General features: G+C 46.4%; 9 protein-coding genes. 5 read left to right on the plus strand and 4 right to left on the minus strand.

Going from position 1 to position 15,575, the window contains the following annotated elements; translation table 11 throughout:
• Positions 1-77: 77 nt before the first annotated feature.
• From ASG81_RS28335 to ASG81_RS28345, 3 genes are read right to left on the minus strand one after another with little or no spacing between them, the layout of a single operon-like run.
• Positions 78-1,340: an extracellular solute-binding protein gene (locus ASG81_RS28335; RefSeq protein ID WP_235549080.1), complete on the minus strand. Its 1,263-nt coding sequence runs from the start codon at positions 1,338-1,340 to the stop codon at positions 78-80.
• A gap of 12 nt (positions 1,341-1,352) precedes the next feature.
• Complete coding sequence (locus tag ASG81_RS28340; RefSeq protein ID WP_056642764.1) at positions 1,353-2,975, minus strand: helix-turn-helix domain-containing protein; 1,623 nt, start codon at positions 2,973-2,975, stop codon at positions 1,353-1,355.
• Complete coding sequence (locus tag ASG81_RS28345; protein ID WP_056642767.1) at positions 2,953-4,731, minus strand: sensor histidine kinase; 1,779 nt, start codon at positions 4,729-4,731, stop codon at positions 2,953-2,955. Before ASG81_RS28345 ends, ASG81_RS28340 begins: the two co-directional genes overlap by 23 nt.
• 395 nt (positions 4,732-5,126) lie before the next feature.
• Here ASG81_RS28345 and ASG81_RS28350 point away from each other — a divergent pair, with 395 nt between their 5' ends.
• Positions 5,127-9,155, plus strand: coding sequence for a chitobiase/beta-hexosaminidase C-terminal domain-containing protein (locus ASG81_RS28350; RefSeq protein ID WP_056642770.1), 4,029 nt, complete (start codon positions 5,127-5,129; stop codon positions 9,153-9,155).
• Positions 9,156-9,340: 185 nt separating this feature from the next.
• Here the strand turns inward: ASG81_RS28350 and ASG81_RS28355 are convergent, their stop codons facing one another.
• Complete coding sequence (locus tag ASG81_RS28355; RefSeq protein ID WP_056642773.1) at positions 9,341-9,727, minus strand: SET domain-containing protein; 387 nt, start codon at positions 9,725-9,727, stop codon at positions 9,341-9,343.
• A 263-nt stretch (positions 9,728-9,990) separates the two neighbouring features.
• Between ASG81_RS28355 and ASG81_RS28360 the strand changes: the two genes are divergently transcribed.
• From ASG81_RS28360 to ASG81_RS28375, 4 genes are all read left to right on the plus strand, one after another.
• The gene (locus ASG81_RS28360; protein WP_056642776.1) at positions 9,991-11,640 is read left to right on the plus strand and encodes a response regulator; all 1,650 of its coding nucleotides are present in this window, start codon (positions 9,991-9,993) and stop codon (positions 11,638-11,640) included.
• Complete coding sequence (locus ASG81_RS28365; protein WP_056642780.1) at positions 11,640-13,388, plus strand: cache domain-containing sensor histidine kinase; 1,749 nt, start codon at positions 11,640-11,642, stop codon at positions 13,386-13,388. Before ASG81_RS28360 ends, ASG81_RS28365 begins: the two co-directional genes overlap by 1 nt.
• Entirely contained in the window at positions 13,388-14,371 is a 984-nt protein-coding gene (locus ASG81_RS28370; RefSeq protein ID WP_056642783.1) for a substrate-binding domain-containing protein, read from the plus strand. The genes ASG81_RS28365 and ASG81_RS28370 overlap by 1 nt, the downstream gene beginning before the upstream one ends.
• Before the next feature lie 115 nt (positions 14,372-14,486).
• Positions 14,487-15,497 (plus strand): galactose ABC transporter substrate-binding protein, encoded by a 1,011-nt coding sequence (locus tag ASG81_RS28375; protein ID WP_056642786.1) that lies wholly within the window; start codon positions 14,487-14,489, stop codon positions 15,495-15,497.
• The last annotated feature ends 78 nt before the right edge of the window (positions 15,498-15,575 follow it).

A 15,575-nucleotide genomic window follows, 5' to 3' on the forward strand; every position in this document is an offset into this window, starting at 1 on the left:
TTTCTCTGGTGCGCTATACTGTTCTTTTGACATGAAAAAGCTCCCCTCACAGCAGCAGGTTTTATTATTTAACCTGTCTACTGTATGGGGAGCATATCAATATCAGGCTTATCAGATTTCCAGATGTAAGAGAGAAATTGATTGCCAACTTCGTAATTACTAAACCAATATCCTACATTGTGTATATTCTTACCGGCAGGATAAGCAATCGATTGCTTCGTTACCTTGATATAATGCTTTCCCTCGATTCCATAGTTAAGCAAATTTATCAGACTGGCATCCGAGTACAATAGATTAAGAAATTCCATTGCTTTGTCCGGATGCTTGGACTGAGCGGCTAAACTCATGCCGAATACCATGATATTATATGATGTCATAACAGGTTCGGTTAAAGGAACTACAATCATGGGCATACCAGTTAAGCGGGATTCCTGTTCTTCCACACCTGGTTTTATTGTTGAGAAATAGGCAAACCCTTTACCCGTCTTGATTAGCTCTCTCCCATTATCCGTACTGATTGCTGCATCCCTGGGGATGTATCCGGCATTATACCATCGGTGTATTCGGCGAATGTCCTCTTCATATTGCATAGTCTCAAAGAGATTGACAACCTTCAGACTATGAATAAAGTCGGGAAGCACACCCAGTCTATTGCCAAGGGAATCAAAGGTCCCACTCTTTATTCCGGTATAAATTGAAGGAGAGTGCAATGGAACAAGGGGATAGATGCCATTTTCCCTAGTTTTGATTGTTTGAAATATTTCTTCCAAATCATCTAATGTGTGTATATCGCCTGTATGAAATTGATGCTTTTCCAGCAAATCCTTGCGCATTATGATCCCATTTCCGGCTGCCCAATCACGTATACTCGGGATAGAGTAAAGATCGCCGTCCACCTTGAGGATGCTCAGTATCTCAGGCTCAATCGAATTCTGGATATCCGGAGCATATTGGCGGATTAAATTATTCAAGGGTAATACCTGTCCTTTGGTAATCATGCTGTTATTGATAGGTGAATTCGTAGTAACAAATAGATCAATCGCTTCTTTTTTCAGCATCATTAACTGAATCTGCTGGTAATAGTTATCCTTTTGAATGGGGAGCAAGCGTATCCTTGCACTTAATTTAAGTGACACAATCCGATTAATCGCATTTTCCACATCTGGTAAATCAGGGCTTGGCTGATCTTCTCTATAAGCGAAAACAATTTCAGGTAAATCATCGGTGCCCGATTGGACAGGGAATCTTGTGCTTCGGTCAGCTGAACAACCCGACATTACAAGTAAAACTATTAGCAGGGAAGTGGTGAAAAATGAAGACGTAAAAGGGACTTTTTTCACTTCCAAATAATGTCACCTGCTTTCCAGTGTGTACATGCGATTCTTCTGACGGAATTCCAGAGGACTCATGTTCATATGCTTCTTAAACTGTTTAGAGAAATAGGAAAAATGGGGGATACCAACCCTTTCTGCAACGGTACTGACAGGAAGATCTGTATGGACCAGAAGTTTTCGTGCTGCTTCCACACGCTCCTTCATTAAGTAATCAAGTATGGAGAAGCCTGTCTCCTTCTTAAACATCCTGGCCAAATAATCAGGGTTTAAGTATACATGATTTGCGATTTGATCCCTTGTTAGGTTTTGCTCCAGATTTTCAGACACATATTTCTTCACTTTACTAATCACATCTGTAGTTTCTTCGGCCGACTTCATATGAAGAATGGACTGTTTGATAATATGATGAATCCATTCTTGCAGATGAAAGACGGAGCGCGTGGCGGTTGAAGCATATTTGGCAATCTCAGGTTCAGCAAAAATCAAATGGGCTTGCAGTCCCTTCAACTGTAATGTGTAATGGACCATTTGAAGGAAATCGTGATAAAAACATTCCAGATAGGCTTTGTCTACTCTGCCTTGTTTGGATACCCTATTCCAAAACTGCTGGAGATTAGCCTCCAGTAGTTCCCTGTGGCCGATTTGCAGCAATTCCTGCCAATGGGACATCGTAGGCACGGAAGGTTCGAAGACATCTTCATGTTCGGATTCATAGTGGAAGTGAACTTGATTCCGTGACCATACTTGATTGTGCGAACATTCATTCAACTTCTTCAGCATGTAGGGTATTTCGTGAATTGCAACGGGGGCTCCGATAAAACAAGACAAGTCGCAGTAAAAATATTGATTACAGGAGCCGATGTAAGTTAGGCAATCACCAGCGAGCGGCTCTAGATTCATGTCATCTACATTCAGCATTAGAATACTTACGAATCCCCCATTATTTAACTGTACAGTTTGTCCTTCCCCAGTATAAGCAGCTATACATTCATTAGCTGCGTTTAAGAGAGCATACTGCATGATCTTCTCTTCCCTATCGGTCCACTCCCTATACCAACGATCAATCCGGATAAACACGGGTACAAACCAAGTATCAAGCCTGTCTTTCAACGCCAAGTTTTGTACAGCCTCGCGGATAGAGTCAGGGCGGTCAGGGATATTCCCGTTGACCAAGTCGGACCAAAAACGCTCAATGAGAAGAGGCTGGTGCTTATTCCATAATTCATATGCTTTCTGATAGGTTTGATGAAATAGAGCTTGTTCACGGGATCTTAACAGCTGTTCAGCCGCTTTACGAATAGCCGCCTCGAGCTCTTCCGTTGTGGCAGGTTTGAGCAAATATTCGATACTTCCAAGGTGGACAGCTTCTTTGGCGTAGTGAAAATCAGAATGGCAAGTCAGGATAATGCACTGCGTCAGTGGATAATGCTCCTTAACCCAAACGATAAATTGAAGGCCGTTGATTTCCGGCATTTCAATATCGCAAATCAGAATATCGATAGGGAAATTACGGAATATTTCTTCCGCTTGATAGGCATGAAGGGCGGTATGAAGTACTGTTATTCCAAGTTTGTTTTGTTCCAGTTCCGCTTCGATACCTCGAATGGCATGTAGTTCGTCATCTAGAATCAGCAATTGCACCTGCCGTACCTCCTTGTTCTTGCTTGTTTTGCAGCAGTTTAATCATAATGTGAGCACCCGAATGTGTACCATTTGAGACTGTTATGCAGGAATGGTGCGGTTCCGCTAGACGAATCCTGCGTTGGGCATTCCATATACCAATATGCTCTCCCTGCTCATTGCTAAGAGACTTTTCCTCTCGTATTCTATCCAAAACTTCATCTGGAAAACCCTTGCCGTTATCCCTTACAGATATGTTAATGTAAGAGCGCCCTTCATACGTAATGACAGTTACTTCAATTGCGATATGAAGGGGCTGATTCATGATGAAACCGTGTTTCACGGCATTTTCCACAAAAGGCTGAATGATAAGGAGAGGAATAGATTGATGAAGAGTAGTTTCCTCTGCAGAAATGGAAAAGGTTAACTGTCCGGGGAAACGCATCTCCTGAATTTTCAAATAGTTGTGGATATGATCCAGTTCATCACTCAATTTGACCTTAGACATGCTGCTGCGAAGGGTATAACGAAAATATTTGACCAAATACATGGACATGTCCTTAATTAAAGTATAATCCTGTACTCTGGCAAGGTTATAAATAATGTTTAACGAGTTTAAGAAAAAATGAGGATTTACTTGGAGCTGCAAATGCTTAAGTTCAGCTCTTTGATGATTAAGCTGCTCTTCATAGACATTGATTTTTAAAGTTTCAATTTGATTAACCATGTTGTTGAATGTTCGGTTCATGAGCTCAAATTCATGTGAGTCGGACTTGTTAGTGATTTGCGAATCCCAGACGCCTAACGATACCCGCTGCATGGCAGCAACCATGCTTCTTATCGGTGTTAGAATGATCTTTCGAAGAAAGAACAGGAATAGAAGGACCAAAACAACCGCTCCTGCAGAGATAACGGAAAAAATCTGCTGCCAATAAGGCAGCTGTTCCAATATAGGTCTGTCGAGAATCAAGGAAACAAGATTGAAATTTCCTTTCTTGGATGAAGTACCGATCAGTAAATAACGCTGAACAGTCCCCGTTAACTTATACGAGCTATTTCCGAAGTCTAAATCAATCCCTGTTTCTTCAGAGACAAAATCCAAGTCAGTCATGGGGAGGTTTTGATTAGTAGTGAGAATCGTTCTTACTCGATCCGGCTGGCTGATGCTTTGGAGTGAAATCAATAGTTGGTCCGCTCTAACGAGTACACCGATGTAGATCCCCTCTGAATAGAGGATACGGTACAAATAATTATGTTGCATGGAATTAAAGACAGACCAATTTTCCTGATTCCAATTATATTTCTTCTTCTCTTTAAATAGATGTCGTATATCTGCTGTGATGGTTTCCCGTTCAGCGAAGGAATAGGTACTTAGGGATGTCTTGATCAAATCATCATTGGTCGGGGAATAGATGAAAAATAAGTCAACCTTGCTGAAGCGGCCGCGATCCGCTGTTAGCTTATTGAACATCCGGATCTTGGCTTTATTGTAGTTTTGACGGTTGTCGCCTTCCCATAATCGAAGGTACACCAAGTCTGTCTCTTGCACAGCAGTAGAATATAAGTATTTGTCGACTTCCTCCAAGCTGTTGTCGATTTGATTCATATAAAGTTCCATCGTTGTTTGGTGAGTAACGGCGGTTTGTTTTCGGACAACTTCAATAGCATAATAATTATTGTAAATTAGAAGGGTTATTAAGGGAATGATGACGATTAAAAAACCAGCGACCAGTTGGAACCGTATGGAGCGGAACAGATGTTTTTTAAGTTTGACCATAGCTGTGGCCTACTTTCTGCAAAGAAATGTCTTTGTTGTTATTGTAATTGAAATTTTATACGAATCAAAATATAAACATTGAATAAGTCGGATTTGTGATAATTCGTCTACCATATTGTAATAGTGGGAAGAGGGGAGGATTGTTACTATTGAAATCAGATACAAAAAATCAAATATTGAATGGAGGAATTACTACTGGCAAAACGGAGAGGATGAAATCGTATTAGGTAAGCTTGTTTTTTAAATGAAAGCCAATGGGGGGGCCAGGTGGTTCTAAAGATGTGAAACTCGTCAATTCAGAACTGGCGGCGAATTGTGAAACGTATATACTCACTGGGCAAATTGAATACGGTTACAAGCGGCAATGAATTAGCACAAATAGGAGGATTTACACTATGTCCCGAGCTCAAAAAAAGGTTTTACCAGTATTGCTTATCACGGCATTATCTTTTTCATTTTTAGCCATGTCTCCCCCTAAAGTTGCACTAGCGGCTACAACTGCAACCGTACCGGGATTGATTGAAGCGGAGTACTTCACTACGGCTCCCAGTTTCACCAGTACGATCGGTACAAGTCAAACCGCGAGTGAAGGCCTTGCCCTCCGCCGCGTCATCGCGGGTGACCAATTCAATTATTTGATAAATGCCGCTGCTGCAGGCACTTACAAGGTCGTTGTCCGTTATGGAGCATCTGTATCGGAGACTGAATCTTTCACATTGAGAGACAGTACAGGCAAAGTGCTTTATACCTTTAATACGCCTGCGACCGGCGGGGTTTACAATTGGAACACTATGACGGGGTATGTGACTCTGCCTGCGGGTAAGCAAACCATTTCGTTATATTGCCAAAAGGGCGATTACAATATTGATTCATTCCAATTCACGCCAGTAACCACGGTGTCTGCGCCTACAGCCAGTTCCGCACCGGGCACTTACGCTTCTACGGTAAATGTAGCTCTTGCCGATGATATTCCCGGCGCACAAATCTACTATACGACAGACGGATCAACGCCGGCGGTAACAAGCGACACGAACGGTGCCTATCGTCCTGGGAATGGATTGACCCTATTGTATGAAAACCCGATCGCGGTTGCTTCGGCTGCCACAATCAACGCAGTCGCTGTCAGAAGCGGATTGGAAAATGGCAATGTTGCGGCCTTTACTTATGCCATTGATCCTAGTGCGAAGGCGGCGGCGCCCGTGGCTTCAAAGGTTTCGGGGACATACGGGGGCACGCAAAGCGTAACTTTGTCTTCAACATTCTCCAATGCAAAAATTTATTACACGACGGACGGCACTACGCCTGCAACTTCCGCAACGGGTTCCACAAAGCTGTACAGCACCGCGATTTCCATCAGCACCGGCACTACATTGAAAGCGATTACGGTTGCGGATAGCTTGAACAACAGCGATGTGGCTGAATACACGTACAACATTACTACTGCAGCTCCAACCTCCGATATTACTTCCGGCGTATCGATTCCGGATGGAGTGAAAGCATCCTTATCGTCCACATCGGCGGGAGCAAAAACGTATTATACAACGGACGGCAGCGATCCCACCGTTTCAAGCACGCTTTATACGGGACCGATCAGCCTGACAAACAGTATTGCTTCCAATAAGCAAATTACCATTAAAGCGATTTCCATCACGCCAAATCTAGGAACTAGCGGTATCTCAACGTTTACCTACACGATTGATTCTTCGCTTGTGAAGTTAACCGGTGCGGCTTCCATTCCTGGCGTCATTGGTTCAATGACACTGCAGGAGAAGGCGGATCTGGTTAGCGGAAACGGTGTGGTACGTATCCCTGGAGCCGCCGGCGCATCCAAAGCCATCCCTAGATTGGATATTCCGGGAACCACGTCTGTGGACGGCCCGGCAGGCGTCAGAATTTCGGCGCATCCGGAAGGATGGGTTGATTCTACCGGCAACCCGGCAACCCGATATGCCACACAGTGGCCTAACGCTACAGCCCGTGCGGCGACCTGGAATACGTCTTTGGAGCATTCTCTCGGTACGGCCTTCGGCAGAGAAACCCATTATTTCGGTGCGGATCTTTTGCTGGCTCCGGCTGTCAATCTTCACAGAAGCGTGTTAAACGGAAGAAACTTTGAGTATTATTCGGAAGACCCGGTTCTTTCGGGTAAAATGGCGGCAGCAGAGATCAACGGAATTGAATCTCAAGGCGTCGGCGCAACCATCAAGCACTTCTCGTCTAATGCGCAGGAGACCCAGCGCAGTAACGGCATCACGAATGTAAGCCAACGCACCCTCAGGGAAATTGAGTTGAGAAGCTTTGAAATTGCAATCAGAGAATCCCAGCCGATGGCTCTGATGACCGCTTATAACCACATCAACGGTGTGAGCACGGCGCAAAATCCGGAATTGTTAAATACGGTGCTGCGTGATGAGTGGGGCTTCAAAGGGTTTGTCATGACAGACTGGAACGGCCAAGGCAATGCTTCCTATTGGGCCAAACAATCCGGCAATAACCCCTATTCGTCCAATCTGAAAGCCGGCGTGGACATTGGAATGCCGAACGGCGATGCAAGCAAAATCATCGAAGGAGTCAATTCCGGCTTCCTCACGATGGCTGAACTCGACAAAGGCGTAAAAAACATTCTTGAGTTTGTTGTCACTTCGCTTTCTTTCAAGGGAGAACCGGCCAATACAGAACCGAACCCTTATGCGGAGCAGCATGAAGCGATTGCTTACCAAGAGGCTGTTGAAAGTATGATCCTTCTTAAAAATAACTCCGTCAACAATAAACCAGTGCTTCCGTTGACAAGCGGCAATATTACAACCATCGGACGGGCATCGACGGATATGGTGCGCGGCGGCGACGGCAGCGGCGGCGCCAATATCGACACTGCAAAACTATTGCAATTGCCGCAAGCGTTAGCGGCCATTAATAAAGGTGGTTCTGTTATCGATACGTCTAAAAATGGCTATCCGCAAGTGCCAAGTGTCTTGCCGATTGGCGGGTTTAGCACCACCGGAGCCAAAAACGAGGTGCAAATCTCGGACAGCCAGATGGACGAACTCGTGCAAAATACAGGAATCATTATCATGACCATCGCAAGGGGTTCGTCTGAAGGCTCTGATATCAGGAAGTCCAAAGGCGCCTATTACATCAGCGATGCGGAAAGAGACTTGATTAACAAAGCTTCCGCGAAAGCCCGCGCCGCAGGAAAACCGTTTATCGTCGTCCTGAACATCGGGTCTCCGATTGAAATGGAGAGTTGGGAAGACAAAGCGGATGCGATTCTGCTCGCTTGGGAACCGGGTACGGTTCTTGCCAAGCCGGTTGCCGCTGTATTAACCGGAGCGGAAAACCCGTCCGGTAAATTGCCGACGACCATCCCGGTTGATGTTACAGGGAAAGACAGCAAAGGGCACCTTTATTCACCGGCTGAAGACTTTGGACAAACGAACGGGCAGGGCGGCTTAACCTATAACGAAGGCATTTATAACGGCTACCGTTATTATGACACCTTCAACGTGCCTGTATCCTATGAATTCGGTTTCGGTAAAAACTATTCGACGTTTGATTACAGCAATTTGAAATTAAGCTCTCCTGTATTTAAAAAGGCCAGCGATAAGTTGAATATCACTGTCAATGTAAAGAACACTAGTGCTGAAACCGGCAAGGAGACGGTTCAGATTTACGCAGGAGCTCCCGGTAAATCCATGGACAAACCGGTGAAGGAACTAAAAGTATTCGGCAAGACGAATAATCTTGTTGCCAACGCGTCGCAAACGCTGAACTTTACGCTTGATGCCAAATCTCTTGCTTCCTACGATGAAGCCCGGAATGCATGGGTGGTGGAACCGGGTACCTATGTGATCTATGCAGCGGCTTCCTCCAAGGATATCCGGCAGGCAGCAACCTTTACGGTTCCTAAAGAGATCATTGCCGAGACTGTTCATGACGTGCTTAAGCCGAAAGTTGAGCTCGACTTGATCAAACCGGCACAAACCAGTAACGTAACCAGAGCCGAGTTTATCAAGCTGCTCATGCAAACACTTGATTTGGCTAATGAGCGTGCCGTCAGCACGTTGAAAGATGTAAAAGAAGGAGACTGGTATTACAGCTCCATTGCGGTAGCACAAAAATTAGGTATCGTGAGCGGTAAAAAGGATGGAACTTTTGGAGTGAATGAAACGATCTCCCGTCAGGATATGGCCGTCATGATGTTTAGAGCAGCGAAAAGGTTAAAAGTAGAATTAAAGGGTAATGTCGCCGTTTCTTCATTTAAGGATAACGCTCATATAGCTTCATATGCGAAAGAGGCCGTATCCGCCCTTCAAAAGGCCGGAATTATCAACGGCATGGGTGGCGGAGTGTTTATGCCGAACGGCCAAGCTACGAAAGCCCAAGCAGTAGTAAGTATTGATAGATTGGTTAATACTGTGAAATAATTACTTGGATATATTCCGAGAGATGTTATTCCGCATGCGGTCGCACCTGGAACGGTTAATACGGAGCTGAAACGATTCGCGTTAACGGGGGATTTGTATAAAGCATGCAAGCAGAAACAAATGAGGCAGATCAGCGTATTTTGCGCTAATCTGCCTCGTTTTCGCCAAAGGACGGCGACAGCCGTTTACGCTTGCTTCGTCTCATTAAACCACAGTGGATCTTCGCAATCGACCTCGCCGTTATAGTTAATGAGGATCTCTTCCCCTGCCGTTATTGCAGTATGGGCATAGAAATCGACTGTATGATTGTCAAAATTAAGATCATAATAGGCGTTAGGCTCGTAGGAATGGTTGAACAGCATACCATAGCCCAGCAGGATAGCCGTATGGTTAGCGCCATACTCAAACACGTAATCGGCAAGTATCGTTTTCTCTATGTGAACATGCTCCTCATTAAGGAAGGGAATGACCGGTGCTTCGTGTATCAGATCACCTTTTGCAAAATCGCGTGTCGCAAAAACCCCTCTATTTAACTCTCCATCGCTAAGCTTGGAAGTCTTTATCTCAATCATGTTATCCACCTGCACATTCTTTAGTCTAAGAAGTTTCTTATCTGTATAAGAACTCTAACTCATCTTAGGTAATATAGCAATATAATGAGCAAATATCCAGTTTCTCGTGAAATACAAAACGAATAATAACCCTGGTGAATGACAAACGCTAAAAGAATCAAATGATCTTTTATTTACAAAGGCGAAATCTGTGGCAAAATGATAGTGGCGGCACGCAGCCAACAAGGCGTCGTGCCCAAAGCAATGTTTTTAGGGGGAGCTATATGTACAAGCTGCTGCTCGTCGATGACGAGCCGGAAGTTACGGAAGGATTAATGATAGAAATCGACTGGAAGAGCTGCGGCTTCTCGGAGGTAAGAACAGCGGGAAACGGCAAGGAAGCGATGGAGTTGTTTGAGAAAATGGAGCCCGATGTGCTCATTACCGATATTAGTATGCCTTACATGAACGGACTGGAGCTCTCGGAATGGGCTAGGAAGATGTACCCGATTACCCGTATCGTTATCTTATCCGGCTACGATGAGTTTGAATACGCTAAGCAAGCGATTCATCTGCAGGTGGATGCTTATGTTTTGAAACCGTTCTCAGCAGAACAGCTGACGGACACGATAGTGGAAGTGGCGAAGCGGATGGATGAGGAGCGGGAGAAGCGGAGCAATATCGCGCTGCTGGAGGAGCATTACCGCACGAGTCTGCCCATCGTTCGCGAGAAGTTTCTCTCTTCTTTGATCACCCGCAAGCAGCTGCATAAGGATATTTCTGTGAAGTCGGCGAAATACGGCTTGCAGCTGGAGGGCCAAGGCTATGTCGTATCGATTATTGCTGTGAACCATTCGGAAAATGCGGATGAGTCCGCTGAGAAGTCGGCTTACTATTCCTTGGCTTCGTCTACCGATTTGGACTTGAAGCTGTTTTCCGTATGCAACATTGCGAGTGAAATATGGACGAGACATGAGCTGGGGAAAGTGTTCATCCATCAAGATCAGGTTGTGCTGTTCACCGTAAGCCCGCTGCCGGATGCCGTGCCAATCATGGAGCAAACGCAGGACGCGCTGAAAGAAATATTGCAAAGCATCGAGAAATTTTTACGGTTTCCGGTCATGATCGGCGTCGGAACGTTCACGAGGGATATCGGCAGCCTGAAATATGCGTACGAAGCTGCCGCGGTAGCTCTCGATTATCGGCGCATTCTCGGCAACAACCTGATCATCTGCATCGATGATATGGAAAACCGCGTTCATGAGAAGCTCCTCTTCGACGAATGGAAGGAGCAGAATCTGATTCGCACGATCAAGCTGGGTACAGAGAAGGAGCTGGAAGAGGTCATAGAGGGGCTGTTCGACGAAATCGCCCGCAGTCAGGCGCCTGTGCATGAATACCAGCATTATTTGCTCGAAATGGTAACGGCGTTAATCAAATTGACAAAAGTCTATGATGACGAGACCGATGATATATTCTCGGGTGGATGGGGGATTTTGAATCAATACCAGAAGCTGAACAGCGTGCAGGAAACGAAGGCTTGGTTCGGAGAGCTGTGCGCGAAGGTGCGCGGCCGCATCGCCAGCCGCAGGCAGCATACGTACAAGCAAATTGTAGAGGATGCCGTTAGCTATACGAAGAGCCACTATCACGAAAGTGATTTATCCATATCGAAGCTTTGCTCGCAGCTGCATATCAGCGCAGGCTATTTCAGCGGTTTGTTCAAGAAAGAGCTGAAAATGACGTTCGGCGCCTATTTGCTGCAGCTTCGCATGGAGGCGGCCAAGGAGCTGCTTCGGACAACGGAGCTTAAAGCATTCGAAATTGCCGAAAAGATCGGCTTTGCGGACCCGAACTATTTTAGCCTCAGCTTTAAGAAATACGCGGGAGTGTCTGCCAAAGAATACAGAAGCGGCCTAGCGGAGGAGAAGTGATGCAGCGCAGAAGCATTCAGTTTATTTTAACAATGTCGATCACGCTGTTTTCTATTTTCATTATTTTGCTTGTCAGCGGTGTGCTGTATGGCCGGTTCTCGGCGACCGCCAAGGAAAACGCATTTCGCAACTCGCAGCAAATCGTCGATCAGGTTAGCTATAATCTCGAGAACTATGTGGAGGTTACATCTGATCTGTTCAGCATGCTGCATCATGCAATCGGCCAAAGCGAAGATGTGAGCTCCGATGCGATGCGAAAGCAGCTGGAATCGATGATGTCAACGCGTACCGATACGGTGGCGCTTGCGTTGTTTGACGATAAGGGGGGGGTGCTGCTTGACTTGCCGAACGTCGAATTGAAGGACACGCTGCAGGTTACGAAGGAAGGCTGGTTTCGAAGCGCGCTCGATACCAAAGGCCATTTGTCCATATCGCTGCCCCATGTGCAAAATTTGTACAAGCAGCAGTTCCGCTGGGTCGTATCGCTCAGCAAAAGCATCACAGTCCAGCATAACGGCAAGCAGGTGCATGGCGTGCTGCTGATGGATGTCAATTTCAACACGATTGATGAGCTGTCTGAGCGAATAAGCCTTGGGCAAAAAGGGTATGTGTATATCCTTGACGAGTCGGCAGGCAACATCGTGTATCACCCGCAGCTTGAGCTCATTTATGCGAACTTGAAGGAAGAGAATGTCGAGCTTGCGCTCAAGTATACTTATGGTAGCTTTATCGACGAAACTGCGGAGGAAGCGAAAATGATCAGCGTCCAAACGATCGGCAACGTCGGTTGGAAGGTGGTTGGCGTATCGTTTATGGATGAGGTCATGACGACAAGCTCGGAATTGAACCGTTCGATGACCAAGCTGCTGATTGCATTAGCACTTATTGTGTTTCTATTGTCCAGCTTGGTAGCCAGCCGTATATCCAGGCCGATCAGGCGGCTTGAGCTATCGATGAAAAGCGTGGAGCGCGGCGATTTTAATCTGACAGTCAGCGGCGAGGGGCCGCTTGAAATCAAGCATCTGGCGGATCGGTTTAACATTATGATCGGTACGATCAAGCAGCTGATGAACCGGATTGTAACAGAGCAGGAAAGCAAGCGGAAGTATGAGCTGGAAGCGCTGCAGGCGCAGATCAATCCGCATTTTCTGTACAATACTTTAAATACGGTCGTGCGCATGGTGGGCATGAATAAGAACGAAGAGGTCATTAAGACGATTACCGCGCTGTCCAAGCTGTTCCGAATCAGCATAGGCAAAGGAAAGAGCTTGATTACGATTGCGGATGAGATGGAGCATGCGCGCAACTATTTGATCATTCAGCAAATGCGTTTCAAAAATAAATTCGACTTTTCCTTTGATATGCAGGAAGAGGCGCTGTCTTTTGTAACCTTGAAGCTTATCATACAGCCGCTCATCGAGAATGCGCTGATGCACGGCATTGAGCCATCCGTCGATAAGGGCCATATTGCCGTTTCCGTAAAGCTTGACGGCAGTGAAGTGGTCATCAAGGTTAGCGATAATGGACTCGGAATGCCTGCGGAGCAGCTGGGCAAAATTTTGTCGGGAACAGCAGTAAGCTCGAAAGGATCGGGTGTAGGCGTTAAAAACGTGCAGGAAAGAATCCGGCTGTATTTCGGCGATGTATATGGGCTTTATTTTGAAAGCGAGCTGGAGGTCGGCACAACCGTCACGATTCGGTTCCCCGCTTTGACACATAAGCAAACCGAAGGAGGGGACCGGCCATAATGTTTAAAAGCAAAGGAAGCCTATTCAGCTGGCTGCTCCTGATCGCAGCGGCCTTCTTGCTGTACTCTGCGCTTTATCCGGATGCCGAGAAGCCGAAGGAGGAGCAAAGCGGCAAGACGATACAGCTCATTCTCCGGACAAACAATGGAGACTATTGGAAAAATGTGACGATGGGGGCGCAGACAGCCGTTAAGGAATTCGGCATTAACCTTCATATTTCCGCCGGAGCAGATGAAGGGGATGTAGAGGGTCAGCTGCAAACGGCAATGCAATCGCTGGAAGCGCAGCCCGATGCCATCGTACTCGGGGCGAATGCTGACGCGGCATTCGAGCCTTTTTTGAAGGAAGCTGCGAAGCGGCATATTCCCGTAATTGCGATTGACAGCATGCTGACGTCGGGCAAGACGGCTTCTTATATCGGTATGGACAACTACTTGGCCGGGAAAGAAGCGCTGCGTGAGATGGCCGAGCATCTGGGAGGCAAAGGAGACATAGCAATCGTAGCATACGCCAAAGGCGGCATTAACGGCGAGCTGCGGGAGCGGGGCATCCGTGATGCCGTAGCGGAGTATAAAGGCGTCCGCCTCGTAGACAGTCAAACATGCTCGGATGAATATGGGGCATGCCAGCGTACTGTCAGCGGTATTTTGGACAGGCAGAAGGTAGACGGTATTTTATCGCTTAATACGGAAACGTCGATCGGAGTTGCGCTAGAGCTAAAGCGGAGGCAAGCCGGCGAGAAGATTAAGCTGGTCGGCTTCGACAGCTCGCCCGAGCTTCTGGAATTGCTTCAGGAAAATCAGCTGCAGACGTTAATCGTGCAAAATCCGTTCAGCATGGGCTATCTTAGCGTCAAGCATGCAATCGAGGCTGCGCAGGGCCGTACGATTCCATCACGGGTGGAAATGAGCGTGGAGCTCATTACAGAAGAAAATATGTTTTGGCTTAAAAATCAAAAATTACTGTTCCCTGTCGTTCAATAATCACAAATACATGAGAATTTTAATAAAAGTGATGAGAATATTAAATGTGAATGAATCGCAAACTACGACATAATAAAGGAGTAGTTCATTCAACCACCAGGGGGTTAAAAATAATATGAAAAAGTGGACAGCGGCTTTCATTATTGGAGCTTTAGCGGTTACGGCGGCAGGTTGCGGAAGCTCTAACGGAGAGGGTAGCACAAGCGGTCTTGCAAAAGCAGGCGTGGCGATTTATAAATTTGACGATACATTCATGAGCGGCGTGCGTAACGCGATTGACAAAGCGGCAGAGGGTAAATTGACAGTAGACATCGTAGATAGTCAAAACTCGCAGCCGACACAAAATGATAAAGTCGATTTGTTTATTACGAAAAAAGTAAAAGCGATGTCGGTCAATCCGGTTGACCGTACGGCTGCAGGCATTATTATTGACAAAGCGCAAAAGGCGAACATTCCGGTCGTATTCATTAACCGTGAACCGCTTGCGGATGATTTGGCGAAATGGGACAAAGCGTTTTTTGTAGGCGCAAAGGCTGAAGAGTCCGGTACGATGGAAGGCGAAATTATTGCGGAGTATTGGAAAGCGCATCCGGAAGCCGATAAGAACGGCGACGGCGTACTGCAATACGTTATGCTGAAAGGCGAGCCGGGTCACCAGGACGCTGAGCTGCGGACGAAATTCTCCGTACAGGCGATTCAGGATGCAGGCATTAAAGTTGAGAAGCTTGCAGAAGACACGGCGATGTGGGACCGCGTAAAAGGACAAGAGAAAATGGCGGCGTTCCTTTCGTCCAAAGGCGACAATATCGAAGCGGTTCTAGCTAACAACGATGATATGGCGCTTGGAGCAATTGAAGCGTTGAAAGCGGCAGGCTACTTCAAAGGCGATAAATATATGCCGGTTGTCGGCGTAGACGCAACGGATCCTGCACAGCAGGCGCTTAAAGAAGGCACACTGCTCGGTACGGTTCTAAACGATGCGGAAAACCAAGGTAAAGCGACGGTTGAGCTTATGAGCGTGCTTGCTGCAGGCGAAACACCGACGAAAGAAAATACAGGCTTTGAAATTACTGACGGCAAATATGTTTGGATTCCGTATCAAAAGGTAACACAAGAAAGCAAATAATACGTACAGAGATGAATGATCAAGAGCAGGGGAATAACGGCACTTGCGTTGCCCCTGTTTTTTTTCGCCCGCTTGCTT

It is taken from the genome of Paenibacillus sp. Soil522 (assembly GCF_001428245.1).
Taxonomy (GTDB): Bacteria; Bacillota; Bacilli; order Paenibacillales; family Paenibacillaceae; genus Pristimantibacillus.

Bases quoted from the DNA above. Each gene is read 5' to 3' on its own strand.
- ASG81_RS28345 (WP_056642767.1), bottom strand. From the start codon at position 4,731: ATGGTCAAACTTAAAAAACATCTGTTCCGCTCCATACGGTTCCAACTG.
- ASG81_RS28350 (WP_056642770.1), top strand. From the start codon at position 5,127: ATGTCCCGAGCTCAAAAAAAGGTTTTACCAGTATTGCTTATCACGGCA.
- ASG81_RS28355 (WP_056642773.1), bottom strand. From the start codon at position 9,727: ATGATTGAGATAAAGACTTCCAAGCTTAGCGATGGAGAGTTAAATAGA.
- ASG81_RS28360 (WP_056642776.1), top strand. From the start codon at position 9,991: ATGTACAAGCTGCTGCTCGTCGATGACGAGCCGGAAGTTACGGAAGGA.
- ASG81_RS28365 (WP_056642780.1), top strand. From the start codon at position 11,640: ATGCAGCGCAGAAGCATTCAGTTTATTTTAACAATGTCGATCACGCTG.
- ASG81_RS28370 (WP_056642783.1), top strand. From the start codon at position 13,388: ATGTTTAAAAGCAAAGGAAGCCTATTCAGCTGGCTGCTCCTGATCGCA.
- ASG81_RS28375 (WP_056642786.1), top strand. From the start codon at position 14,487: ATGAAAAAGTGGACAGCGGCTTTCATTATTGGAGCTTTAGCGGTTACG.